Source organism: Streptomyces sp. NPDC111606, from assembly GCF_055656945.1.
This window is the reverse complement of sequence record NZ_JBVKBY010000001.1, coordinates 1,706,514-1,729,521: the sequence shown is the minus strand read 5'-3', so window position 1 is coordinate 1,729,521 and position 23,008 is coordinate 1,706,514. Positions and strand designations below refer to the sequence as shown.

Sequence of the window (23,008 nt, the reverse complement as noted above, 5' to 3'; positions counted from 1 at the left end):
AAGTGACCCAAGGTCGCCCTACCGCAACGCGCTCCTCAGCAAGCGTGCCGCCCTTCTCACCCTCGGTCGGGCCGCTCGGCGGGCCAGGGAGTGGAGGAGTTTTGCTGTTACGCCCACCGGCTGCCAGCGGATTTGGAGTCGGCCGGTGCCTCGGCCCTCCGGCTCGATGGTTACTTGGTGGGGTGCCGTGCCTGTGCGGTACGGGATGCGGGTGGTCAGGGTGGGGAAGTCCAGCGGGGCCAGGAGTACCGCGGAGTGGGCTTGGCCCTGGTGTTCGATGCGGAGCAAAGGGTGGCGGACGCCGGTGAAGCCGTGATGGGGGACCAGGGCGGTGGCGAGGTCGAGATGGACGTGGCCCTCGTAGATGCCCGGGCGGGTCGGGGTGAGGCGGAAGGGGGCCTGGAGGCGGTGTCGGCCGGGGGTGAGGAGGAGGGCGGCGCGGTGGGGGCCGACCGGCAGGCGTAGGCCGGGGTCGTAGGTGCGGACGGTGAGGTCGATCGAGGCGCCGGGGCCACGTGTGAGCTCGGTGATCTCGTGGCGGAACTGGGCGCTTCGGAAGGGGCGCGTGTCCAGTTCGAGGTCGGTGACGTCCAGTTCGCGGCGGGACCAGTCGGTTGTGGGGACGGTCCCGCCCCAGTACGTGTGGCCCTTCGTGTCCGGTGTCACCTGCCTCGGCGCCACCGCGTGGCCCAGGCCGCGTGCCGCCGACCCGGCCTCCTGGAAGCGGCGTTCGCGGACCAGTTGCAGGACCACGCGTTCCGTACGGGGCAGACGGGCGTAGGCCGTGGGGGACAGGGTCTCCAGGTAGGGGATCATGATGTCCGCGAAGGACGTCAGCCACTGTTCGTCGCGGTACGGCAGGTCCCCGGCGTACATCCGGAAGTCGTGCTTGAGGAACTTGTAGTCCTTGTCGTCGCGCAGCCTCGTGTGCCCGCTCTCGGTGAGGAAGTCGTCGATGAGGCGCTGGACGCGGACGCGGTCGCGGACGTTGTCGAGCCGGTCGCGCTGGTTGGAGATCGATGCCGCGCCGGTGGCGGCGAAGGGTGCGATGTGCCAGCGGTACACCGGCTCCGGGACGATCGTGAACTCCTTGGCCAGGCAGTACGCCTGCGCCGAGAAAAGCTGGTCCTCGTAGTGGACGCCCTCGGGGAAGCGGAGGTCGTGGCGGTCCAGGAAGGCACGGGCGTACATCTTGCTCGTCGACAGGTGCTCGAAGAGCAGCCGGGGTTCGGACTCGATGCCGATGACCGTGCGGCGCTCGGCGACCAGATGCGGCATCCACTTCGTACGGCGGCCGTTGTCCTCGCGGATCCGCACCACCGCGCCCATCGCGAAGTCGATCTCCCGCTCGCGGTGCGCCGACAGGAGCAACTCCACGGCGTCGTCGGTCAGTTCGTCGTCGCTGTCCAGGAACATCACGTACGGCGCTCGCGCGATCTGAAGGGCGCGGTTGCGCGGGACGCTGCAGCCGCCGCTGTTCGCGGGCAGGCGGAGGTGGCGGACGCGGGGGTCCTGGGCCGCCAAGCGCTGCGCCACCCGCGGGGTTTCGTCCGTCGAGTGGTCGTCGCTGATGATGATCTCGATGTTGGCGTGGGTCTGGCGGCGTACCGACGCCACGGCTCGGGGGAGGCGGTCGGCGTCGTTGTAGACGATGACCGTGACGGTGACGTCGGGGGGCGTGACGTCCGGCGTCATAGCGACTCCCTCGGGCTCGGTGCCGGTGTGCGTTCCTCCAGTGGGATCACCGGCGGCAGGGCGTCCTCGCTCTCGCCCAGGAACACCCGGCGTACGACGCGTTCGGCGGCGCGTCCGTCGTCGTACTCGCAGAAGCGATGGCGGAAGGCGGTCCGCGCCTTCGTCGCGCCCTCGTCGTGCCAGGCCGAGGTGGTGAGGATCTCGGTCAGTTCCTGCTGGGTACGGGCCACTTGGCCGGGCGGCTCGGCCATCAGGTCGAAGTAGACGCCGCGGGTGGAGCGGTAGGTCTCCCAGTCGTCGGCGTAGACGACGATCGGACGGTCGAGGTTGGCGTAGTCGAACATGATGGACGAGTAGTCCGTGACCAGCGCGTCCGCGGCCAGGGCCAGGTCCTCGACCGGGTCGTAGGCGGAGACGTCGATGACCCGGCCCGTGCGGCGCAGGGCGGTCAGCGGGGACGGGGCGTGATCGTAGAAGTAGTGGCCGCGGACCAGCAGGACCGTGTCCTTGCCGAGTTGCTCGGCGAGGGTGGCGAGGTCCAGGCGGGGCGTCCAGCCGGCTTCGTAGTCGCGGTGGGTGGGGGCGTAGAGGATCGCGCGGTGGGCCGGCGGGATGCCCAGGCGGTCGCGGATCGTGCGGATGTCGGCCGCGGTGGCGGTGTAGTAGACGTCGTTGCGCGGATAGCCGTGGTCGAGGGAGACGAAGCGGGAGGGGTACGCGCGCTCCCACATGCGGGTGGAGTGGCTGTTCGCGGAGACGCTGAAGTCCCACCTGTCGATACGGGACAGCAGCGCTGGGAAGTCCAGGCCCTTGGCCGCCGCCGGGAACTCCATCTGGTCCACGCCCATGCGCTTGAGCGGGGTGCCGTGATGGGTCTGGAGGTGGATCGCGTCCGGGCGTTTCACGACCGCGTTGGCGAAGTTGACGTTGTTGACCAGGTACTTCGCCGTGGCCAGCACTTCGCGGTAGCGGCGGGTGCCGGGGAGCACGTGGTCGGTGTGGGGTGGGAGGAGGGGCGCGTTGTCGGGTGTGACCACCCACACCGGGTGGATCTGCGGGGCCAGTTCGGTGAGCTTGGCCGCGATCGCCGCCGGATTGCAGGCCACTCCGCGGTTCCAGTACGCCGCGAAGACGGCCAGGTTGGGGTTGACCGGGCGGGACAGGGACCTGCGGTAGTGGTGGTCGCCGAGGGCGGCGGAGACCTGGCGTGCGCGGGCTCCGACGGCCGACTTCGCGGCTCGGCGGGCGCGGTTGGTGGCCTGGAAGGCGCGGTACCTGGTGTACGCGTTCTCCTCCAGGAGGGCTCGGCGGATGCCCTCGGGGCCGGCGGGGCGGCGGTATCCGGGCGGGCGTTGCCGGACGGCGGCTTCGGCGGCGCGGCGGAAGAACTGCCTCGCCACGGCGTCCGGCATGGGGATGCGGGCGAAGGCGCGCAGACAGTCCCGGATCATCACGTCGTACAGGACGGCGTGCGTGGTGCAACTTGCGTGGCCTGCGGGGACCGCGCGGCCTGCGGGGCCGGTGGCGAGAGTGAGGAGGGCCTCGTAGCGGTCGACGAGGGCGTCGCGCTGCTCGGGGGCGACCGGGGGGAGGCTCTCGGGGCGCAGCTCGTGGTGCTCGTACGCCACCTGGTTCAGGGCGGCGACGTGGTCGGCGAGGAGGAGGGCGGCATAGGCGGCGTACGGCTCGTCGGGGGTGGTGAGTCGGGGCTCGTGCGCCTGCCAGAAGGAGGTGCGCAGGGCGCGGTTGCCCAGCAGTGGGGTGATGCGGAGCGCGCTGCGGGCGATGTCGTCGAGGGGGAGGGCGGCGCGGCCCGCGCGGGCCAGGCGCGGGCCGTCCGAGGAGGGCAGGCCGGCGGTCTCCCAGGTGGAGCGGACGTGGTCGAAGAGGAGGACGTCCACCTCGTCCGGCAACTGCGCGACACGCTCGGCGACCGTGCGCGGGGCGCCGGCGGGCAGGCCGTCCTTCGCGTGGACGAAGTGCAGCCAGCGGCCGGAGGCCCGGGCCGCCCCGGCCGAGCGGGCCGCGGCGTCGTCCGTCCCGTCCGGCAGCGGCAGTACCAGCATCTCGGGGGCGTACGCCCGGGCCGTCTCCTGGGCCCACGGTCCGACCGCGGCCACGATCACCTCGACATCGGGGTGCGGGTGCGCGGCCAGGGAGACGAGGAGTCCGGTCAGACGGTCCTGGGTGTTCGGCCCGTGGACGATGACGCTGAGCTCGGGCATCGCGGGGACTCCTTCACTCCCAGGACCTACCGACCTAGGTCATAGTGACACTAATGGGATGAAAGGGTGACCTCTGCTTGGGCCTCACGAGGGACGGCTCAGAGGACGGCTCTGAGGACGGCTCAGGAGGACGCTCACGAGGGACGCCTCACGAAGGAAGCGCGGCCGCAGCAGGGGCCGCCGCGGGTGCCGGCTTCGGCTTGGGCTTCGGGCTCGGCTTCGCCGTCTTGTCCCCCGTGAAGGCCTCGTACTCCTTCAGTACGTCGTCCGTCGGCCCGTCCATCCGCAGCTCGCCGCGCTCCAGCCACAGCACGCGGTCACACGTGTCCCGGATCGACTTGTTGTTGTGGCTGACCAGGAACACGGTGCCCGCGTGCTTGCGCAGCTCGCGGATCCTGGCCTCGGAACGCTTCTGGAAGGAGCGGTCGCCGGTGGCGAGGGCCTCGTCGATCAGCAGCACGTCGTGGTCCTTGGCGGCGGCGATGGAGAAGCGCAGGCGGGCCGCCATGCCGGAGGAGTACGTGCGCATGGGGAGGGTGATGAAGTCGCCCTTCTCGTTGATGCCGGAGAAGTCGACGATCTCCTGGTAGCGCTGCTTGACCTGCTCGCGGGACATGCCCATCGCGAGGCTGCCGAGGTGGACGTTGCGCTCGCCGGTGAGATCGTTCATCAGGGCCGCGTTCACGCCGAGGAGGGAGGGCTGGCCGTCGGTGTAGATACGGCCGTTCTCGACCGGGAGGAGGCCGGCGACCGCCTTGAGCAGGGTCGACTTGCCGGAGCCGTTGGTGCCGATGAGCCCGATCGCCTCGCCCCTGTACGCCACGAAGGAGACCTTCTTGACGGCGTGCACCTTGCGCACGCCCGACGCCTTCTCGGTCTGCTTGCGGCGCAGGATGCGGTTGAGCGCGGCGGTGGCGGAGCCGCGGCCCGCGCCGGTGCCGTTGACGCGGTAGACGATGTCGACGCCGTCCGCGATGACGGTGGGGACCTGCTGTGCCTGCCGGCCCTGTGGGGCCGGCTGGATCTGCTCTTGTGCGAGCTGTGCGTTGTCAGCCACGGCCGTACGTCTCCTCAGCCTTCCAGAAGTAGATGAAGCCGCCGACGCCGGCGAGCAGCGCCCAGCCCGTCGCGATCGCCCACACGTGCTGCGGGAGCTGGCTCGCGTGGAAGCTGTCGATCAGCGCGAAGCGCATCAGGTCGATGTAGACGGCCGCGGGGTTGGCCTGCAGGGCCGCGGTCAGCCAGGACGGCCAGTCGGTGTGCTTGGCCATCATGTGGCTGATGCTGAACATCACGCCCGACGCGTACATCCAGGTGCGCAGCACGAACGGCATCAGCTGGGCGATGTCCGGTGTGCTCGCACCCATGCGGGCCATGACCATCGCGATGCCGGTGTTGAAGACGGACTGCAGCACCAGCGCCGGCACCACCAGGACCCAGGAGACGGCGACCGGGATGCCGAAGAGGAGCAGGATCACGACCAGGGCCGCCATCGAGAACAGCAGCTGCTGGAGCTGCTGCAGCGCGAAGGAGATCGGCAGCGCGGCCCGCGGGAAGTGCAGGGCCCGGACGAGGCCCAGGTTGCCGGAGATCGCGCGGGTGCCCGCCATGATCGAGCTCTGCGTGAACGTCCACACGAACACCCCCGTCACCAGGAACGGGATGTAGTCCGGCACCCCCCGGCTCGTGCCCAGCAGCTTGCCGAAGATGAGGTAGTACACCGCCGCGTTCAGCAGCGGCGTCATCACCTGCCAGAGCTGGCCGAGCTTCGCCTGGCTGTACTGCGCCGTGAGCTTGGCGGTGGAGAAGGCGCCGATGAAGTGCCGGCGCGCCCACAGCCGGCCGACGTACTCGCGCAGGGAGGGGCGGGCCCCGCTGACCGTGAGGCCGTGCCGGGCGGCGAGGGCCGCGAGGTCGGCTTCGTGGGGCGGGGCGGGGGCCGTGGGGGGCGGTGTGTGGAGGGCCTGGGTCACATCCGCTGCTTTCGCTCGGGGGGAGGAGGGTGCGGGGTGGGTGCGGGGCGGTTCTTACGCTTTTCTTCACGAATTCTTACGTCGGGACGGGACCGTATCGTCGCAACGTGAGCGTAGATCTCGGGGGCGTCGGGACGCAACCGTTTCGTCGTGACGTGAGCGATGTAACGGCGGGGTTGTTTCACCGCAAGGTCGGCGTCGCCCGGATGCAACCGTGGCGTTACGGCGTGGCCGCCGAGCCCGTCGTGGCTGACCCCGTCCGACCCCCTCTGCGACCTGTTTCGTGGGGACGGCACCGTATCGTCGCAACGCCCTATGCTGGTCCGCATGACGACGAACGCCGACCGGCCCCAGACGAGTCCGCGCCGCCGGACCCCCGCCGGGGCGGCCGTGCTCCGCGAGGACGTGACGGAGGCCATTCGGGCGGCCGTCTTCGAGGAACTGGCGGCGGTCGGCTACGCGAGGATGTCGATCGAGGGCATCGCGCGTCGCGCCGGCGTCGGCAAGACCGCGGTGTACCGGCGCTGGCGTTCCAAGCTGCACCTGGTGCTCGACGTGGTGTCGGCGGTGGCGGTCATGGGGCTGCCGACACCGAACACGGGCTCCCTGGAGGGGGACCTGCGGATGCTGTACGAGGTGACCTCGCGCGCGTTGCGTCACCCCGTCGTGTCGCAGATCATCCCCGACCTCCAGGCCGAGGCGGCCCGCAACCCCGAGATCGCCGAGGCGCTGCAGAAGGCGCTGGAGCAGGGGCAGGAGGGCGTCGCCAGCAAGATCCTGACCGAGGCGGAACAGCGTGGCGAGGTGCGTGCGGGCATCGACAACGAGCTCGCGCTCGACCTGATCTCGGGCCCGTTGTACTGGCGGATGGTCGTGGCCCGCAGCCCGAAGCTGCCCAAGGGTCACCTGGACGCGCTGGCCCGGGCCACCACCGAGGCGCTCAAGGCGCTGTGAGTAGGCTGCGCGCAGCGACCGCCGGTTGAACGAGGCGGTGTCACCGCGGGCGCGGTGACCGGAGTAGAGGCGGAACTGCCGTGAGAGTCGTGATCGCCGAGGACAACGCCCTGCTGCGCGAGGGCCTCGTCCTCCTCCTGACGTCGGCCGGGCACGAGGTCGTGGCCGCCGCCACCACAGGCCCCGAGATCCTGCCCGCACTGCGGCAGCACCGCCCCGACGCGGCCGTGCTCGACGTGCGGATGCCTCCGGACTTCCGCGACGAGGGTCTGCGCGCCGCGCTCACCGCCCGCAAGGAGTTGCCCGGGCTGCCGGTCCTGGTGCTCTCCCAGTACGTCGAGGAGTCGTACGCCGCCGAACTGCTCGCCGGCGGCGCGAGCGGCCTCGGCTATCTGCTGAAGGACCGGGTCGGCCGGGTGGACGAGTTCCTCGACGCGCTGGAGCGGGTCGCGGCCGGCGGCACCGCCCTTGACCCCGAGGTCGTCACGGAACTCCTGACCAGGCGCCGCGACTCCCCGCTGGACTCCCTCACCCCGCGCGAGCGCCAGGTCCTGTCCCTCATGGCGGAGGGCCAGGACAACGCGACCATCGCCGAGGCCCTGGTCGTCACGGAACGCGCCGTCCACAAGCACATCGGCAACGTCTTCCTCAAGCTGGGCCTGCCGCAGAGCGACAGCGGCCATCGCAGGGTGCTTGCGGTCCTGACGTACCTGAACAACTCGTAGGCGGCCGGTGCGCAGCGGGGCGCCCAAGCATCCCCGCGCCCCGAATCAGCTCCGCGCCGCCCCCGGATGCAGCCGGATCCACCCTTCCCAAGCCGACGCGATCATGTCCTGGACGTCGTGCTTGGACTTCCAGTCCAGTTCGGTGGCGATGCGGTCGGCGGAGGCGACGACGCGGGCCGGATCGCCGGGGCGGCGGGGCGTGACGTTCGGGGGGCGGTCGTAGCCGGTGATGGCGTTGACCAGGTCGATCATCTCGCGGACCGAAACGCCCTCTCCGCGGCCGATGTTGAGGGTGAGGGCGTGGCCGGGGGAGGACTGCAGGGCCCGTGCCGCGGCGACGTGGGCCTCGGCCAGGTCGACGACGTGGATGTAGTCACGGATGCACGTGCCGTCGGGGGTCGGGTAGTCGTCGCCGAAGATGCGCGGGGGCGCGTTCTCCGTGAGCTTCTCGAAGACCATGGGGATGAGGTTGAAGACGCCGGTGTCGGCGAGTTCGGGGGTGGCCGCGCCCGCCACGTTGAAGTAGCGCAGCGACGCCGTGGACAGGCCTGTCGCGCGGCCCGTGGCCCGGACCAGCCACTCGCCGGCCAGCTTGGTCTCGCCGTACGGCGACATCGGCGCGCAGGGCGTCTCCTCCGTCACCAGGTCCACGTCCGGCATGCCGTACACGGCCGCGGAGGAGGAGAAGACGAAGGACCGCACGTTCGCCGCCGTCACGGCTTCCAGCAGGACGCGCAGGCCCTCGACGTTCTCCCGGTAGTAGTGCAGCGGCAGGTCGACGGACTCGCCGACCTGCTTCTTCGCCGCGAGGTGGACGACACCGGTGATGCGGTGGGCCGCGATGGCGCGGGCGACGCGCTCGCCGTCCAGGGTCGAGCCGACGACCAGCGGGACGCCGTCGGGCACACGGTCGGCCATGCCGGTGGACAGGTCGTCGTAGACCACGGCGCGTTCGCCCGCCTCGGTCATCGCCCGTACGACGTGCGCTCCGATGTAACCGGCGCCGCCGGTGATCAGCCAGGTCATGTGCGGCCGTTCCCCTCGTCAGTGGGCCCTGTGGTCATCCGTGGTCTGCACTGCTCGTCTGCGCTGCTGGTCCGTCTCAAGTGTGCGTCTGCCAGTGAAGCAGGCGGCGGAGTCTGCTGCCGACCACGGACAGAACTCCTCGTGAACCGGGAGCCACGCGCAGTGCCAGCGCTCCGGAGTGTGTGACGTACGGCTGTACGAGTATTACGGCCTGCCCAGCGCCGACCACCGCGCGTCGGCGCAGCGGACCGGCGTTCGTGAGGGCGTGCGCCGTGACCTCGCGGTACGCGCCGCCCTGGAAGCGCACGCGCAGGCGGAGGTCCCAGGTGCGGGACGCGCCGGCCGGCCCGTACGGCCCGGACGTCCCGGGTACGCCGGAGAACGCGGCCCAGTGGACCGTCGTCTCGGCCGACCAGACGCCGTCGGGCGAGGACGAGGGCGTGAGCGCCACCCTCGTACGCGGCCCCGCCGCCCGCCCCGTCTCCCGGCACCGCCACTCCACCTCCAGCGCCTCGGGCCCCGCCTGCGCCACCCTGCCGTACAGCTCGTGCAGGCGAAGCCGGAGGAGGGCGCTGCGCGCGCGGGGGTGCAGTTCCGCGTCGACGGCGAGGGGGAGGAGGCGGACGGCGCGGGTGAGCAGGGCGTCCAGGGTGGGTTCGGGGAGGTCGGCCGACCAGACGGGGGTGCCGTCGGAGGCGTGGGCGTAGGGAGGGAGGAGGCGGGCGGGGCGGGAGGCCAGGTCCCTGAGGCGGGGCAGGTCGCGGGGCTCGGGTGAGGCCAGGACGACGCGGCCGATGAGGCGGCCGGGTGCGGTGGGGTTGTGGGCCCAGTCGGACGCGTCGTACTCCGCGAGGTACGCCCGCGTGTGCGCCCACCACGCGCGCTGGTAGCGGGCGTCGTGCAACCCCAACTCGCGCGCGTATATCCGTACCTCGTGGTCCAGGAACTTGGCGCGTGCCGCCCGCGCCAGCTCCTTCTGCCCGGCGCCCAGCAGGATGTCGTAGGCTAGTCGGCTCGCCTCCGTGCGCGCCCGCCAGTTGGCGATGTCGGCGCGGTCCAGGGAGATGGACAGCCGGTCGGCCGAGCGGCGCACGTGCCAGACGTACACCCGGTCGGGGACCAGGGCGATGCGTGGCCGGGCGGCGAGCACGCGCGCGGTGAAGACGAAGTCCTCGTAGGGGAAGCGGCCTTCGGGGAAGCGGATGCCGTGCTCGCGCAGGAAGTCCGTGCGGTACAGCTTGTTGACGCAGAGCGTGTCGTGGACCAGGCGCGGGCGCTGTGCGGGGCGCTCGACCACGGCGTGTGAGGTGTAGAGGGGCGCCTGCCATGGCATCTCGCGCCGTCCGGGCAGCTCCCGCCGCACACACAGGCCGCTCGCCACCTCCGCGCACGCCCCCGTCGCCGCCGCGAGCAGCGCGTCCACCGCCCCCGGCGCAAGTACGTCGTCGCTGTCGAGGAACATCACATAGGGCGAGGTCACCCGGTCAAGCCCGGTGTTGCGCGGACTGCCGCAGCCACCGCTGTTGACCCGGCGCCGGACCACCCTCACACGCGGCTCGGTCTCGGCGAGACGGGTGAGCACCTCGGCGCTGCGGTCCGTCGAGCAGTCGTCGACGGCGACGACCTCACGGACGACGGGACCCTGCGCCAGCGCCGAGCGGACGGCGGTCGTCACATGTGCGGCGTCGTTGTAGCCGATGACGACGACGCCGACCTGCGGGTCGCGCGCGGTGCGGGCAGCTGGGGCGGCGTGAGGCTGCATCAGGGGCACGGTCCGGAATCGCGGGACTGATGGGTGGTCACCCGTTGAGCGGGACGTGGGGACCGCCCCGGAAGACGGCCGGAGCAGGGGCCCGGTTCACTGTGATTCATTACCGCGGGATCGTATGCCGGGTGAGCGGCATATCGGTGGTGATACGCGGTGATACGCCGTCAATGACCAATAAGTATCAGTTAATAGTACAAACTCATTCCCGTGGTGATCGGGGACCGGGAGCCGAGAAAGGGCGAGCGCGAGGGCGGGGCCGCCGCGGTCCTCGCCGTGTGCGTCCCCGTGGCCGTCATGCTCGGGCTCGGGCTGTGGGGCCTCGACCGCGACGGCATGTGGCGGGACGAGGGGGTGACCTTCCAGGTCGCGCGGCGGTCGGTGCCGGAGATCCTGCGGCTGGTGCAGGGCGTGGACGCCGTGCACGCCCTGTACTACCTGCTCATGCACGCCGTCCTCGCCGTACATCCCGGCGAGATCGCCCTCCGGCTGCCGTCGGTGCTCGGGGCGGCCGCGGCGGCGGGGCTGATCGCGGCGCTCGGGGTGCGGCTGGCGCGGCCGCGGGTGGGGCTGTGGGCCGGCCTGCTGTACGCGGTGACGCCGCTGGTCGGGCACTACGCCCAGGAGGGCCGGTCGTACGCGCTGGTGACCGCGGGGGCGGCCGGGGCCACGCTGCTGCTGGTGCGGAGGGTGTGGTGGGCGTACGGCGTGGTCCTCACGGTCACCTGTCTGCTGCATGAGCTGGCCGCGCCGCTGGTGTGCGCGCATGCGGTGACGTTGGGGGTGGGGCGGGCGCCGAGGCGGGTGTGGGCCGCGTGGGGTTGTGCCGTGGCGGCCGCCGGGGTCGCCCTGCTGCCGTTACTGCTGGTGTCACGGGCACAGGCCGGGCAGGTGGGGTGGCTGCCGGTGCCGGGGTGGGGCAGTGCGGAACGGCTGCTGCGGGAGTTCGCCGCCGTGCCCACGGGTGTGGTGTTCGGGGTGTGCGTCCTGCTGATGGTGGCGGGGCTGGGGGCGGGCCGGGTCGCCGGGGTCGCGTTGCCATTGCTGGTGGTGCCGCCCGGGCTCCTCATCGCCGTGTCGCAGGTTCGGCCCCTGTACGACGACCGGTACGTGCTGTACGCGCTCGCGGGGGCGCCGTTGCTCGTGGCCGCGGGGGCGGACCGGCTGACCGACCTCGTGCACCGCGTGCGGCCTGGCGGCGAACGCCCTTCCCGCAACCCCAAGCCCGACGGCGACCCTCACCTCGACCAAGGGCCCCGCCTCGACCAAGGGCCCTACGACGGCCGGCCCGTCGCCGGCCGACCCCCGCACCGCCCCCTGGCGCCCCTCGCCGGCACCCTCGCCATCACCCTGGTCTTCCTCCACCACCTCCCCCTCCACCGCCAGGACCGCTCCCCGGCCCACCGCCCCGACAACCTCGCCCTCACCTCCGCCTACGCCGCCCGGCATCTGCGCCCCGGCGACCCGGTGCTGTTCGTGCCGTCCATCGGGCGGCGGGCGGTGCTCGCGTATCCGAAGGGGTTCCGACGGGCGTGGGACATCGCGCTGCGGCAGTCCGGGCCGCGGTCGGGGACGCTCTACGGCCGTGAGGTCGGGGCCGGCGAACTGCGGCGCAGGCTTGCCTCGGTCGACCGGGTCTGGGTCGTCGCCGAGCCGTACGCGCTGAACTCCCCCTGGTATCCGAGCAACCCCACCGAGCGCGTCAAGCTCGCCGTCGTGGGCGAGGAGTTCCGGCCGCTGTCCGAGGGGCCGCCCGACGGTCCGCTGCGGCTGTACGTCCGCCGCCCGGCCGCCGAACGCACGGCGCACCTGGCCACGGAACGCACCCCGCGGTCGCCTAACCGGTAGCCCCCTCGACCGCCGCCGCGTCCAGCGCCGAGGTGAGCTGGTCCAGCCGTGCCCGCAGCTCGCGGATCTCGTCGACGTCGAAGCCCGTCGCCGCGGCGATCCGGCGCGGCACCTGGAGGGCCTGCTCGCGCAGCGCGGCGCCCTCCTCGGTCAGCCGCACCTCCACCGAGCGCTCGTCGCGGGCGCTGCGCTCCCGGCGTACCAGGCCGGCCGCCTCCAGCCGCTTGAGCAGCGGCGACAGGGTGCCGGAGTCGAGGCGCAGGTGTTCGCCGAGCTTCTTCACGGGCAGGTCGCCCTGCTCCCACAGCACCAGCATCACCAGGTACTGGGGATAGGTGAGCCCCAGGTCCTTCAGGACCACGCGGTAGACGCCGCCGAAGGCGCGCGACGCGGCGTTCAGGGAGAAGCAGATCTGCTGGTCGAGGCGGAGCCAGTCCGCCGTGGGCGTGCTCGTCATGACTCCAGGGTAGCTCGTGCCCGTCACTGAGTTGTGCGCAATTGAATTGTGTGCTCTACTTGTCGTCGTCGGCGGCCGCCAAGAGAGCCGCCGGACGTGACTTGAGAGGGATGGTTTCCATGGACGCGCTCTACACCGCTGTCGCCACCGCCACCCACGGCCGCGAGGGTCGCGCCGTCAGCAACGACGGCAAGATCGACCTGCAGCTGGCCGCGCCGGTGGAGCTGGGCGGCAACGGCCAGGGCACGAACCCGGAGCAGCTGTTCGCCGCCGGTTACGCCGCCTGCTTCGGCAGCGCCCTCGGCCTCGTCGGCCGTCAGGCGAAGGTCGACGTCACCGACGCCGCCGTCACCGCCGAGGTCGGCATCGGCAAGCAGGGCGAGGGCTTCGGCCTGAAGGTGACGCTGCGCGTGGAGCTGCCCGACACCCTCGACGAGGCGACCGGCCGCAAGCTGGTCGAGCAGGCCCACCAGGTCTGCCCCTACTCCAACGCCACCCGCGGCAACATCGACGTCGACCTCGTCATCGAGTAACCGACCCGGCAGCGGCGGTCACCCGATCCGCGCCAACACCTCCCCCGTCTCACGGCTCCACGCCACCACCACCGCCTCCTCCGGCACCCGCTTCCACCGCGTCAGCAGCAGCCAGCGCGCGTGGTAGCGCCGGGCGACGGTCGTGCGCTCGGCGCGGGTGGACGCGGGGGAGAGGTAGGCGCGGACATCGGCGAGCCGGCGTTCGCGCTCCCGCTCGTCCAGGGCGGGGTCGGGCCAGATCGGCGCAGCCAGGTTCGGTCCGTACCCGGGGATGGAGCGAGGGGCGTAGTGCCCGTCGGAGATCACCACCTCGCCCTTCCCGACATGCCGTGCCACCCAGGCGTACGTCGGCCACAGCGAGGGCTGTTCGAGCCCGATCGGATCCAGGGCCCGCGGCATCACCGCCCCGCCCTGCACGGTCAGGAACCCGACACAGGCCCCGGCGACCGCGGCCCCGCCCAGCGCCCGGCGCGCCCTGCCCCAGGGCCGGGGCGCCGCCAGCTCCACGGCCAGGGCGAACTGCAGCGGCACCAGGGTGAGCCCGAGAATCCTGCCGTAGGTGTAGTGGCCGCTGGCCCAGCCGTACGCCACGAGCAGGCATTCGAGGGCGAAGAGCAGCACCAGCGGATCCCGCCAGGAGCCGCGCCGCCACCGCAGCCACAGCGCCGGCAGCCCCAGCAGCGCCAGCCAGAACTGCCCGCCGAGCTGCTCGTACAGCCGCTGGTGCATCCAGTCCACGCTGTCGTCCCCGGCCAGCGCGAACACGTCGAAGTACGGCCAGGACCAGGCGAGCAGCACCGCCGTGCCCGTCATCACCCCCCATCGCACGGCCAGGGCGCCCCGCTGCCCCCGAAGCCACCCCTGCTGCCACCCCGCCACGAACGCCACCGCGCCCAGCGCCGCCGCCACCGCGGTGATCGGATGGATCAGCAGGATCAGTCCGTACAGCACCCCGATCCCTGCGTACCCGGCGAGCCCCGGCAGCCCGCTCGGTCCGACGTACCGGACGAGCCCCTGCCGTCGGTCCTCCCCCTGTTCCTGTCCCTGGCCCCGTGCCCGCGTCCCCGTCAACGCCCAGGCCCAGAAGGTGAGGCCGATGGCGAAGGCCGAGGGGTAGCCGAGGTTCCCCGTCATCGACATCAGGCTCAGATAGCCGCTCCACCAGGCCCGCTCGGTCCCCCACAGCAGCGTCATCGCTCCCAGTGCGAGCACCGGCGCCCAAGGTCTCGGCGTCAGCACCCGCACCAGACGGCCGATGCCGGTCAGCAGCACGAGCAGGTTCAGCGCGCCGGCCAGCCGCAGCGTCTCCCAGCCGCCCAGCCCCGTCAGTCGGGCGAACACGCCTTGCGCGACCGCGTACGGCGAGTAGTACGGGCTGCCCGCGCCCGGCAGGTCCGCCATCGGGTGGCGCGGGTGGAGCAGGTCCGCCTTCAGGCGTTCGACGACCGCCGCGTGCTGGCCCGCGTCGCAGCACAGCGGCACGGCCCAGTACGCCAGCAGCATCACCAGGTAGAACAGGAAGCCGTAGACCTGGTACGGGGTTGGACGCCAACTGCGTCCGCCGCGCAGGGCACTCGCGCCTCGAACGGTCCTCCGGACGAGGACACCGACAGCGGCGCCCGCGGCTTTGGCCGTGGAGGTTGTGCTGGTTTGAGGCATTTGCCGTATGTTCCCGGCAAGGTCAACACCTCTACCTCACGTCACCTCATCGAGTGAGCCGCTTCAGCGGGCGTCCATGAGCGACGACCTCGCCGCCGCCGGCGCAGGCACCCGCTCGACGCCGTCCTGACGCTCCGGCATCAGCTCACCCAGCATCACCGTCCGCACCACCCGCTCCGCGGCCAGCCCGTCGTCGAACTCGCAGAACCGCTCCCGGAACCCTGCCCGCAACCGCGCCGACTCCCCGTCCTGCCAGGTCCCGGACGCGAACAGCCACGCCAACTCCCGGTACGAGCGCGACACATGGCCCGGAGCGTCGGCCGTGATGTCGAAGTAGGCGCCCCGGCTCGCCGCGTACGCCCCCCAGTCGTCGGCGTGGATCACGATCGGCCGGTCCAGGTTGGCGTAGTCGAACATCAGGGCGGAGTAGTCGGTGACCAGCACGTCGGCGGCGAGCAGCACGTCCTCGACATGCGGTTCGTCGGTCGCGTCGATCAGCACGCCCCGCCGGTGCAGATCGGCCAGGCCCATCCCACGGGCCGTGCCCTTGGCGAGCGACGGATGCAGCCGTACGACGAGGGTGTGGCCGGTGCCCAGATCCCGGGCGAACCTGGCCAGGTCGATCCGGTCCACGTGGCCGCCCCGGCGGTACTCGCGGCGGGTCGGCGCGTACAGCACGACGGTGTCGCCGGCGGGGACGCCGAGCCGTGCCCGCACCGCCTCGCCCGCCTCGGAGCCCGCGTTCACCAGCACGTCGTTGCGCGGGCTCCCCGTCCTGAGCGACGTGAAGTGGCACGGATACGCCCGCTCCCACGCCAGCTCCGAGTGCCGGTTGGCCACCAGGCTGTAGTCCCAGCGGTCGGCCCGCCACAGCATCTTCGGCACGTCGAAGCCGTGCCGGGCGCCCGGCTTGGTCAGCAGGTCGGCCGCCATGTACTTGAGCGGGGTGCCCTGGTGGGTGTGGAGGTGGACGCTGCCGGGGCGCTTGGCCAGGGTGCCGGGCCAGTTGACGTTGTTCACCCAGTACGTGGCCCGCGCCATGACCTCGTGGTAGCGCCGCGAGCCGGGCGTCACGAAGTCGATGCCGGGCGGCAGCGCGTCCACCGCGTCGTCCTGGACCACCCACACGCCCCTGATGTGCGGGGCGACCTCGCGGGCCTTGGCGTGGATCGCCGCCGGATCACCCAGCACTCCGCCATGGGAGAACGCCGAGTAGACGGCCAGGTGCGGATCGAGCGGGAGCTTCGACCGAGCGGCGTACCAGGCGCGTTGGGCCCGGTTCGACACCGCGCGTGTCACGCGCCGCTTGCCGTGGCCCGCCGCCCTGCGCACATCGCGCAGGCCCCGTGCGACGGCGTACGACGGGTAGGACGCCGTCGCCAGCAGCCGCATCTCCTGGCCGCGCCGGCCGTCGGGCGGTGTGAAGCCCTCGGGGAGGTGGCGGGCGTGGAAGGAGCGGATCTCGCGGTAGAAGTCCGGCCGGTCCGCGGGCCGCACCCGGTCCTCGCGCGCGAGCACGAACAGCATGTGATCCAGGGCCCGTTCGAACAGCGGCGGGCGCGCCCACGCCAGCTCCGGGCGCTGTGCGAGAAACGCGAACAGGCCCTCGTACTGCGGAAAGATGTCGAAGTGCCGCCGCCCCGGCGTCCTGGTGATCGCGCCCTGCCGCCGCTGCCGGTACTCGACCCCGATCCGCTCCAGACCGGCGATGCGGTCGGCCAGCACCATCGAGCGGTACGTGACGGGCGCGTCCTCGTACAGACCCGCCGCGTAGCGCAGCTCGTGCTTCAGGAAGAAGTCCCGCCGGTACGCCTTGTTCCAGGCGACCAGGAACAGATGCAGATACTCCGGGTTCTCGCGGACGTTGAAGGTGCCCGTCCCGGCCGCGGCCAGCAGGTCGGCCGCCGTGCTGCGGCCGCCGCGGCCCCACCAGTGGGTGCGGACGTGGTCGAAGACCAGGATGTCCGGCTCGTCGGCCGCCTCCAGGCGTGCGGCGACGGCCGCCAGCAGGCCCGGCGTGTACTGGTCGTCGCTGTCGAGGAAGAGGACGTAGTCGCCGCTCGCCTGCTCCAGACCGGCGTTGCGGGCCCGGCCGAGGCCGACGTTCTCCGGCAGGTGCAGCACGCGCACGCGGGCGTCGCGGTCGGCATACGCGTCGAGGATGGCGGGGCAGCCGTCGGGGGAGCGGTCGTCGACGGCGATCACCTCGAAGTCGGTGTACGACTGCCCGAGCACCGAGTCCAGGCACTCCCGCAGGAAGCCCTGCACCTTGAAGACGGGGACGATGATGCTGAAGCGGGGCACGTCGGTACCTCAGTTCCTTACGAGGGTCGTCGCGGCGGGGGCGGGGATGCGCTCGGTGAGGGGGATCACCGGCGGGATCGCCTCGGGCGGCTCGCCCAGCAGCACCCGGCGTACGACGCGCTCGGCGGCGCGCCCGTCGTCGAACTGGCAGAACCGCTCCCGGAAGGCGGCGCGCAGGGCGGTGGCCTCGTCGTCCGCCCACGAGCCGTCGCGCAGGACGGCCGCCAGCTCGCCCGGTGTCCGCGTCACCCGGCCCGGCGGGGCCTCCATCAGGTCGAAGTAGACCCCCCGCACCTCCCGGTAGACGTCCCAGTCGTCGGCGTACACGACGATCGGCCGGTCCAGGTTGGCGTAGTCGAACATGATCGACGAGTAGTCGGTGATCAGCGCGTCGGCGGCCAGGCACACGTCCTCGGAGGAGCGGTGCGCGGTGACGTCGATGATCCGGCCGGTGCCCCGCCCGGCGCCCCGGTCGTAGAAATAGTGGGCGCGCAGCAGCACGACGTACTCGTCGCCGATCTCCTCGCACAGCGCCTCCAGGTCGAGGCCCGACTCGAAGCCGGTGGCGTGGTCGCGGTGCGTGGGCGCGTACAGGAGGGCCTTCTTGCCCTCGGGGATGCCGAGTTCGCGGCGGATGCGGGTCACGTCGGCGGCGGTCGCCGTGTAGTAGGCGTCGTTGCGCGGATAGCCGTACTCGAGGGTCTCGTGCGCTGCGGGGTAGGCGCTCTCCCACATCTGGGTCGAGTGCCGGTTGGAGGTGAGGTTGTAGTCCCAGCGGTCGACGCGGGCCAGCAGCCTGGCGAAGCTGCCGGTCGCCGCGGCCACCACGGGGTACGTCGCCTGGTCGGCGCCCATCTTCTTCAGCGGGGTGCCGTGCTGGGTCGACAGATGCACGCTGCCGCTGCGCTTGACGACGGCGTCCGCGAAGTTGGCGTTGTTGATCAGGTACTTGGCCCGGGCGAGCACGTCCCAGTACCTGCGGCTGCCGATGACCGCGTACTCCACGTCCTTCGGCACGGTGTGCGCCTGCTCGGCCTCGACCAGGAACACCGAGCGCAGATGCGGGGCGAGTTCCCGCGCCTTGGCGTGGATGGCGGCCGGGTTGCAGACGTAGCCGCGGCCCCAGTACGCGCAGTACACGGCGAGGTTCCGGTCCAGACGGCGGCGCAGCTGCCACCGGTACCGCAGCCGGGTGCGCAGCCCGTGCGGCCGCGGCACCCCCGAAGCCGCCCGGGTCGCCGCCCGGTTGGCGCCGCGCAGCGCCCGGAACGCCGCGTACGCCCCCCTCGCCAGCAGCCGGTGCTGCACACCGAGGCTCCCGCCCGGCACCCGGAACCCGGCTGGCCGGTACCGCCGGTAGAGGCCGCTCGCCCGGCGGAAGAAGGCCCGGCGCCTACGCGGCAGCCGTCGCGGATGGGCGGCGGTCTTCAGTACGGCGGCGAAGAGCTGCTCGAACAACGGCCCGAGCCTGCTCTCCCCCAGCCCCTGCTCGACGGCCCGCGCCAGCACCAGCTCGGCCTGGTCGAGCAGCTCGAAGTGGTGCTCCCCGGGCAGGTTCAGCCGGTTGCCCTGCCGCCGCAGCAGATGCCGTACGACGACCTGGCGCAGCACCGCCATGCGCTCGGCGCCCAGCACGACCAGCCCACCGAAGCCGACATCCGTGAAGTGGCCCTCGGGGAAAGGCAGTTGTTGTGCAGCGAGGAAAGCCCGGCGGTAGGTCGCACTCCACGCCGGGAGCTGGACCCCCGTCAGCTGCGGAGCCTGCTCGGGCGCGAACACCGCGCCCGGCGTCCGCGCGAGCACCAGCGCGGCCGGGTTGGTCGGCTCGCCCACCCACCACGGGGTCCGCTCGTGCTCGAAGTACAGGACGTCCACGTCACCGGTCTCGCTCAGCCGGGCGTCCAGCGCCGCCAGCGCGCCCGGCATCAGCTCGTCGTCGCCGTCCAGGAACAGCAGCCAGTCGCCGATCGCGGCCCGCAGCCCCGTGTTGCGCGCTCCCGCCAGACCGGCCGTCGGCGGCGAGTTCACCGGCGCCACCCGGCAGTCGCGCTCGGCGTACCCGGCGGCGACGGCCGCCGCCGGGGAGTCGGGGGCGTCGCAGACCGGGATCAGCTCGAAGTCGCCGAAGGACTGGGAGAGGACCGAGTCCAGCGCCTGGGACAGCCGACCCGCGACCCCATGGGACGGAACGATGATGCTGAAGCGGGGCATACTGCTCTTTCTGTCGATGGTCCGGCGGCCGGGTTCCTCAATGGGCCGGGGCCGGCCTCAGCCGGCGCGAGTGCGGCCGGGCCGACCGGCCGGACGCCAGGTGGACGGCCGGGTCGGCGTGGGCCGTGACGGGCTGGAGGGCATGGGAACTCCTCTTCCGTTTCCGTGAGAACGGCGTTCAGAGGCGCTCGGTGACGGTCCGGCGCCCCGTCGGTTGCGGCACGGTCGCGAGCGGGGAGTGCGTGAGCGACGCGGCCGGCGACGGCACGGGGTGGCGCTTGCCGAGCGGCACGACGGGCGGGCGGCAGGTCTCGCCCAGCACCACATGGCGTACGACCCGCTCGGCGGCGCGTCCGTCGTCGTGGGGGCAGAAACGCTCCCGGAACGCCGACCTCAGCTGGGCGGAGCGCGAGCCCCGCCAGTGGCCGGAGGCGAAGATGTCGATCAGCTCGTCCTCGCCCCGCGCCACCGCGCCCGGCGGGAAGGAGCGCACGTCGAAGTAGGTGCCGCGGGCCGCCTCGTACGCCTCCGAGTCGTCGGTGTGGAGCACGATCGGCCGGTCCAGGTTGGCGTAGTCGAACATGATCGACGAATAGTCCGTGACCAGGGCGTCCGAGGCCAGGCACAACTCCTCGACGCCCGGATGGTCGGTGACGTCGATGACGCGGCCGGCGGTGGGCGTCAGGGGGCCGCCGTGCCGCGGGTCGGCGCGGGCCAGGACGACGAAGCGAGGGCCCAGGCGGCGCAGGACGCGGTGCAGGTCGAGGGTGGTGCGCTGGGTGCGGCGGTAGTCGCGGTGGGCGGGCGCGTAGAGGATCGCGACCGTGCCGTCGGGGATGCCGAGCTGCTCGCGGATCCGGGTCACGTCCGCCGACGTCGCCTGCTGGAAGACGTCGTTGCGGGGGCTGCCGTACTCGAGGGTCGTGTAGCCGCCCGGGTGCACCCGCTCCCAGGTCAGGGTGGAGTGCCGGTTGGCGGACAGGACGTAGTCCCACTTGTCGACGTCGTCGAGGAGTTCGTCGACGTCCGTGCCCCCCGCCGCCGCGGGGCGTTCGCCCAGGTCCAGGCCCATGTGGCCGAGCGGAGTGCCCTGTTGGGTCTGCACCAGGACCTGGCCGGGGCGCTTGACCAGGCGGCGGTCGAAGCCGTCGTTGTGGACGAGGTACTTGGAACGGGCCAGGGCCGTCCAGTAGGCGGCCGTGTCGGGGCGCAGGCGGCGCGGGCCGGACGGGGCGGTGTCCCGCTGCTCGGCGTCGGCGTCCGGGCCGGTGATCCAGGCGGTGCGGATGTGCGGGGCGTGCGTACGGAAGGCCTGCTCCAGGGCGCCCGGGCTGTCGCCGGGGCCGCGGACGCCGTGGGCCGCGAAGGCGGCGCGGTCGGCGCGCAGGGGGAGGCGTCGCTGGACGCGGTAGTGCAGGCGCAGGGCACTGCCGCGCAGGCCCTTCAGCAGGCGATCGGCGAGTTTGCGGGTGCGGCGCAGCAGCGCCGACGCCAGCTGCAGGGCACGCCATGTGCGGTGCAGGCCGAGGCGGACCAGGCCGTGGCGCAGGCGGTTGCGCGGGGGGACGGGAGCACCGGGGGAGCGGTAACGGCGGTAGTGGGTACGGGCCTTGCGCAGAAAAGCGGCGCGGCTGCGGCGCGGGAGGCGGTCCCGGCGGGCGAACACCACGACCAGGTGGTCGACCATCCTGCGGAACAACAAGGGCCGCCAGCGCGCCAGTTCGGGGTTCTGGTCGACGTAGGCGAAGACACGGTCGTACTGCTCGAAGATGTCGAAGTGCCGTGGGCTGACCGTGCCGAGGATCGCGCCCCGGCGGCGCTGTCGGTAGTGCACGCACACCCGGTCCAGGGTCGCGATCGACTCCGCCGTCATCAGGACCGGATACGTCCAGGGCGTGTCCTCGTAGTAGCCGGCCGGGAAGGCGAAGCCCTCCTGCTCGACGAACTCCCGCCGGTACGCCTTGTTCCAGGCGACCATCAGCAGCCGCAGCAGCCCCGGGCGGTCCGCCAGCCGGAACGGCGCCGGGCCCTCCTCGATGAGCTGGGCGGCGGCCTGGTTGCGGATCGTCTCGCCCGTCCAGAACGTGCGCGCGTAGTCGTAGACCAGGACGTCCGGCTCGCCGGTCTCCTTGAGCCGGTCCGCGATCTCGTGCAGGGCGTCGGGGGTGAGCGTGTCGTCGCCGTCTAGGAAGACCAGGTAGTCGCCGGTGGCCTCGGCCGTACCGGCGTTGCGTGCGGGTCCCAGGCCCTGGTTCCGCGCGAGGTGCACGGGGCGTACACGCGGATCGCGGGCCGCGAACTCGTCGATGATCGCGCCGCTCGCGTCCGGCGAGCAGTCGTCGACGGCGATCAGTTCGAGATCGGGGTACGACTGTGAGAGCACCGATTCCAGGCACTCGTGCAGGTACGCCTGAACCTTGTACGCGGGGACAATGACACTGAACCTGGGCAAGGGACATCCACTGGGTCGGCCGGGGCGGTAGGCGGCGACAGCGCCTTGCCCGGCAACGGCCAATGGAGTGACTTGGTTACGCCGCGGTACGGCATACGGGGGATCATGAATGAACGTGCGGGGGCGGACCGATGACGGTCCGCCCCCTCAAGCGTGTTGCGCTTGTGCCTACTTGACCGCGCCCGCCATCACGCCGGACACGAACTGCCGCTGGAACGCGAAGAACACGACCAGGGGGATCACCATGGAGATGAACGCGCCGGGTGCCAGGACGTCGATGTTGTTGCCGAACTGCCGTACCTGTGTCTGCAGGGCGACCGTGATCGGCTGGCTCCCGGAGTCCGTGAAGATCAGCGCGACCAGCATGTCGTTCCACACCCACAGGAACTGGAAGATGCCGAGCGCGGCGATCGCCGGACCGCCGAGCGGCATCACGACGCGGAAGAACAGGCGCAGTTCACCGGCGCCGTCCAGCCGGGCCGCCTCCAGCAGCTCTCTCGGGATCTCGGCGAAGAAGTTCCGCAGCAGGAACACCGCGAACGGCAGCCCGAAGCCGACGTGGAAGAGGATCACGCCGGTCAGGGAGCCGAAGATGCCGATCTTGCCGAACAGTTCGGCGATCGGGATCAGCGCCACCTGCACCGGCACGACCAGCAGGCCGACCACGCCCAGGAACCACCAGTCGCGGCCCGGGAACTCCATCCACGCGAACGCGTAACCCGCGAGCGAGCCAATCACGACGACCAGCACCGTCGCCGGGACCGTGATCAGCACGGTGTTCAGGATCGAGTCGGTGATGTCGCTGTTGCTCAGGAGCTTGTCGTAGCTGTCGAAGGTGAGTTGGGAGGGCTTGCTGAAGACCTCCCACCAGCCGCTCGCCGTCATCTCCTCCGGCGGGCGGAGCGACGACAGCAACAGCCCGATCGTCGGGACCAGCCAGAACAGGCCCACGAGGATCAGAAAGACCCGCACCACCCCGCCGCTGACGAACGAGGCGATCCGGCCGCCGAGGGACTGCTCGGCCTTGACGCTCGTGGACGGCGGCGCCGCCGCCTTGCTGAGCCCACCGGCATCCGTACTCATCGCCGCCCCTCCCGCCTGAGCCTGCGGACGTTACTGCTCACTTCCGGGGGACGACCCCCGGACCCCCAGCAGACATACGAGTCGGACCCGCCGGCCGG

16 protein-coding genes are annotated in these 23,008 nt (G+C 71.9%); 4 read left to right on the top strand and 12 right to left on the bottom strand.

Annotated features, from left to right (window positions below):
• Positions 1-18 precede the first annotated feature (18 nt).
• The 4 genes from ACZ7M7_RS07810 to ACZ7M7_RS07795 all read right to left on the bottom strand — a co-directional run bounded on the left by ACZ7M7_RS07810 (position 19) and on the right by ACZ7M7_RS07795 (position 5,893).
• A complete protein-coding gene (locus tag ACZ7M7_RS07810) occupies positions 19-1,695 on the bottom strand; it encodes a glycosyltransferase family 2 protein (protein ID WP_472113797.1) in 1,677 nt (558 codons plus the stop codon).
• Positions 1,692-3,920 (bottom strand): CDP-glycerol glycerophosphotransferase family protein, encoded by a 2,229-nt coding sequence (locus tag ACZ7M7_RS07805; RefSeq protein WP_472113794.1) that lies wholly within the window; start codon positions 3,918-3,920, stop codon positions 1,692-1,694. Before ACZ7M7_RS07805 ends, ACZ7M7_RS07810 begins: the two co-directional genes overlap by 4 nt.
• A gap of 148 nt (positions 3,921-4,068) precedes the next feature.
• The gene (locus tag ACZ7M7_RS07800; protein WP_472114004.1) at positions 4,069-4,944 is read right to left on the bottom strand and encodes an ABC transporter ATP-binding protein; all 876 of its coding nucleotides are present in this window, start codon (positions 4,942-4,944) and stop codon (positions 4,069-4,071) included.
• 25 nt (positions 4,945-4,969) lie between these two features.
• The gene (locus tag ACZ7M7_RS07795) at positions 4,970-5,893 is read right to left on the bottom strand and encodes an ABC transporter permease (protein ID WP_472113791.1); all 924 of its coding nucleotides are present in this window, start codon (positions 5,891-5,893) and stop codon (positions 4,970-4,972) included.
• Positions 5,894-6,208: 315 nt separating this feature from the next.
• On the opposite strand from ACZ7M7_RS07795, the gene ACZ7M7_RS07790 reads away from it, so the two are divergent.
• Both ACZ7M7_RS07790 and ACZ7M7_RS07785 read left to right on the top strand, forming a co-directional pair.
• Positions 6,209-6,847 carry a TetR/AcrR family transcriptional regulator gene (locus tag ACZ7M7_RS07790; protein WP_472113788.1) on the top strand — a complete coding sequence of 213 codons (639 nt, stop codon included), beginning with the start codon at positions 6,209-6,211 and terminating at the stop codon, positions 6,845-6,847.
• An 80-nt stretch (positions 6,848-6,927) separates the two neighbouring features.
• Positions 6,928-7,572, top strand: coding sequence for a response regulator (locus tag ACZ7M7_RS07785; protein WP_472113785.1), 645 nt, complete (start codon positions 6,928-6,930; stop codon positions 7,570-7,572).
• Positions 7,573-7,617: 45 nt separating this feature from the next.
• On the opposite strand, the gene galE is transcribed toward ACZ7M7_RS07785, so the two are convergent.
• Both galE and ACZ7M7_RS07775 read right to left on the bottom strand, forming a co-directional pair.
• Positions 7,618-8,598 (bottom strand): UDP-glucose 4-epimerase GalE, encoded by a 981-nt coding sequence (galE, locus tag ACZ7M7_RS07780; RefSeq protein WP_472113781.1) that lies wholly within the window; start codon positions 8,596-8,598, stop codon positions 7,618-7,620.
• Between the two features lie 76 nt (positions 8,599-8,674).
• Positions 8,675-10,360, bottom strand: coding sequence for a glycosyltransferase family 2 protein (locus ACZ7M7_RS07775; RefSeq protein ID WP_472113778.1), 1,686 nt, complete (start codon positions 10,358-10,360; stop codon positions 8,675-8,677).
• Between the two features lie 300 nt (positions 10,361-10,660).
• On the opposite strand from ACZ7M7_RS07775, the gene ACZ7M7_RS07770 reads away from it, so the two are divergent.
• The gene (locus tag ACZ7M7_RS07770) at positions 10,661-12,211 is read left to right on the top strand and encodes a glycosyltransferase family 39 protein (protein ID WP_472114001.1); all 1,551 of its coding nucleotides are present in this window, start codon (positions 10,661-10,663) and stop codon (positions 12,209-12,211) included.
• On the opposite strand, the gene ACZ7M7_RS07765 is transcribed toward ACZ7M7_RS07770, so the two are convergent.
• Positions 12,201-12,668 (bottom strand): MarR family winged helix-turn-helix transcriptional regulator, encoded by a 468-nt coding sequence (locus ACZ7M7_RS07765; RefSeq protein ID WP_427844722.1) that lies wholly within the window; start codon positions 12,666-12,668, stop codon positions 12,201-12,203. The two genes, ACZ7M7_RS07770 and ACZ7M7_RS07765, sit on opposite strands and share 11 nt — an antisense overlap.
• A gap of 119 nt (positions 12,669-12,787) precedes the next feature.
• On the opposite strand from ACZ7M7_RS07765, the gene ACZ7M7_RS07760 reads away from it, so the two are divergent.
• A complete protein-coding gene (locus ACZ7M7_RS07760; protein WP_383616234.1) occupies positions 12,788-13,201 on the top strand; it encodes an organic hydroperoxide resistance protein in 414 nt (137 codons plus the stop codon).
• Between the two features lie 18 nt (positions 13,202-13,219).
• Here ACZ7M7_RS07760 and ACZ7M7_RS07755 read toward each other — a convergent pair whose 3' ends face one another.
• From ACZ7M7_RS07755 to ACZ7M7_RS07735, 5 genes are all read right to left on the bottom strand, one after another.
• Positions 13,220-14,860, bottom strand: a complete 1,641-nt coding sequence (locus tag ACZ7M7_RS07755) for a hypothetical protein (RefSeq protein WP_472113774.1) — start codon at positions 14,858-14,860, stop codon at positions 13,220-13,222.
• A 63-nt stretch (positions 14,861-14,923) separates the two neighbouring features.
• Positions 14,924-17,164: a bifunctional glycosyltransferase/CDP-glycerol:glycerophosphate glycerophosphotransferase gene (locus ACZ7M7_RS07750; protein WP_472113771.1), complete on the bottom strand. Its 2,241-nt coding sequence runs from the start codon at positions 17,162-17,164 to the stop codon at positions 14,924-14,926.
• A 9-nt stretch (positions 17,165-17,173) separates the two neighbouring features.
• The gene (locus ACZ7M7_RS07745) at positions 17,174-19,375 is read right to left on the bottom strand and encodes a CDP-glycerol glycerophosphotransferase family protein (protein WP_472113768.1); all 2,202 of its coding nucleotides are present in this window, start codon (positions 19,373-19,375) and stop codon (positions 17,174-17,176) included.
• Positions 19,376-19,553: 178 nt separating this feature from the next.
• Entirely contained in the window at positions 19,554-21,827 is a 2,274-nt protein-coding gene (locus ACZ7M7_RS07740; RefSeq protein WP_472113765.1) for a bifunctional glycosyltransferase/CDP-glycerol:glycerophosphate glycerophosphotransferase, read from the bottom strand.
• 168 nt (positions 21,828-21,995) lie between these two features.
• The gene (locus ACZ7M7_RS07735; RefSeq protein ID WP_472113763.1) at positions 21,996-22,910 is read right to left on the bottom strand and encodes a carbohydrate ABC transporter permease; all 915 of its coding nucleotides are present in this window, start codon (positions 22,908-22,910) and stop codon (positions 21,996-21,998) included.
• Positions 22,911-23,008 lie beyond the last annotated feature (98 nt).

What these genes read in the sequence shown, in the direction of transcription:
- ACZ7M7_RS07790 (WP_472113788.1), top strand. Translation starts at nt 6,209, where the DNA reads ATGCTGGTCCGCATGACGACGAACGCCGACCGGCCCCAGACGAGTCCG.
- ACZ7M7_RS07810 (WP_472113797.1), bottom strand. Translation starts at nt 1,695, where the DNA reads ATGACGCCGGACGTCACGCCCCCCGACGTCACCGTCACGGTCATCGTC.
- ACZ7M7_RS07765 (WP_427844722.1), bottom strand. Translation starts at nt 12,668, where the DNA reads ATGACGAGCACGCCCACGGCGGACTGGCTCCGCCTCGACCAGCAGATC.
- ACZ7M7_RS07755 (WP_472113774.1), bottom strand. Translation starts at nt 14,860, where the DNA reads ATGCCTCAAACCAGCACAACCTCCACGGCCAAAGCCGCGGGCGCCGCT.
- ACZ7M7_RS07770 (WP_472114001.1), top strand. Translation starts at nt 10,661, where the DNA reads ATGCTCGGGCTCGGGCTGTGGGGCCTCGACCGCGACGGCATGTGGCGG.
- galE (WP_472113781.1), bottom strand. Translation starts at nt 8,598, where the DNA reads ATGACCTGGCTGATCACCGGCGGCGCCGGTTACATCGGAGCGCACGTC.
- ACZ7M7_RS07760 (WP_383616234.1), top strand. Translation starts at nt 12,788, where the DNA reads ATGGACGCGCTCTACACCGCTGTCGCCACCGCCACCCACGGCCGCGAG.
- ACZ7M7_RS07735 (WP_472113763.1), bottom strand. Translation starts at nt 22,910, where the DNA reads ATGAGTACGGATGCCGGTGGGCTCAGCAAGGCGGCGGCGCCGCCGTCC.
- ACZ7M7_RS07745 (WP_472113768.1), bottom strand. Translation starts at nt 19,375, where the DNA reads ATGCCCCGCTTCAGCATCATCGTTCCGTCCCATGGGGTCGCGGGTCGG.
- ACZ7M7_RS07775 (WP_472113778.1), bottom strand. Translation starts at nt 10,360, where the DNA reads ATGCAGCCTCACGCCGCCCCAGCTGCCCGCACCGCGCGCGACCCGCAG.
- ACZ7M7_RS07805 (WP_472113794.1), bottom strand. Translation starts at nt 3,920, where the DNA reads ATGCCCGAGCTCAGCGTCATCGTCCACGGGCCGAACACCCAGGACCGT.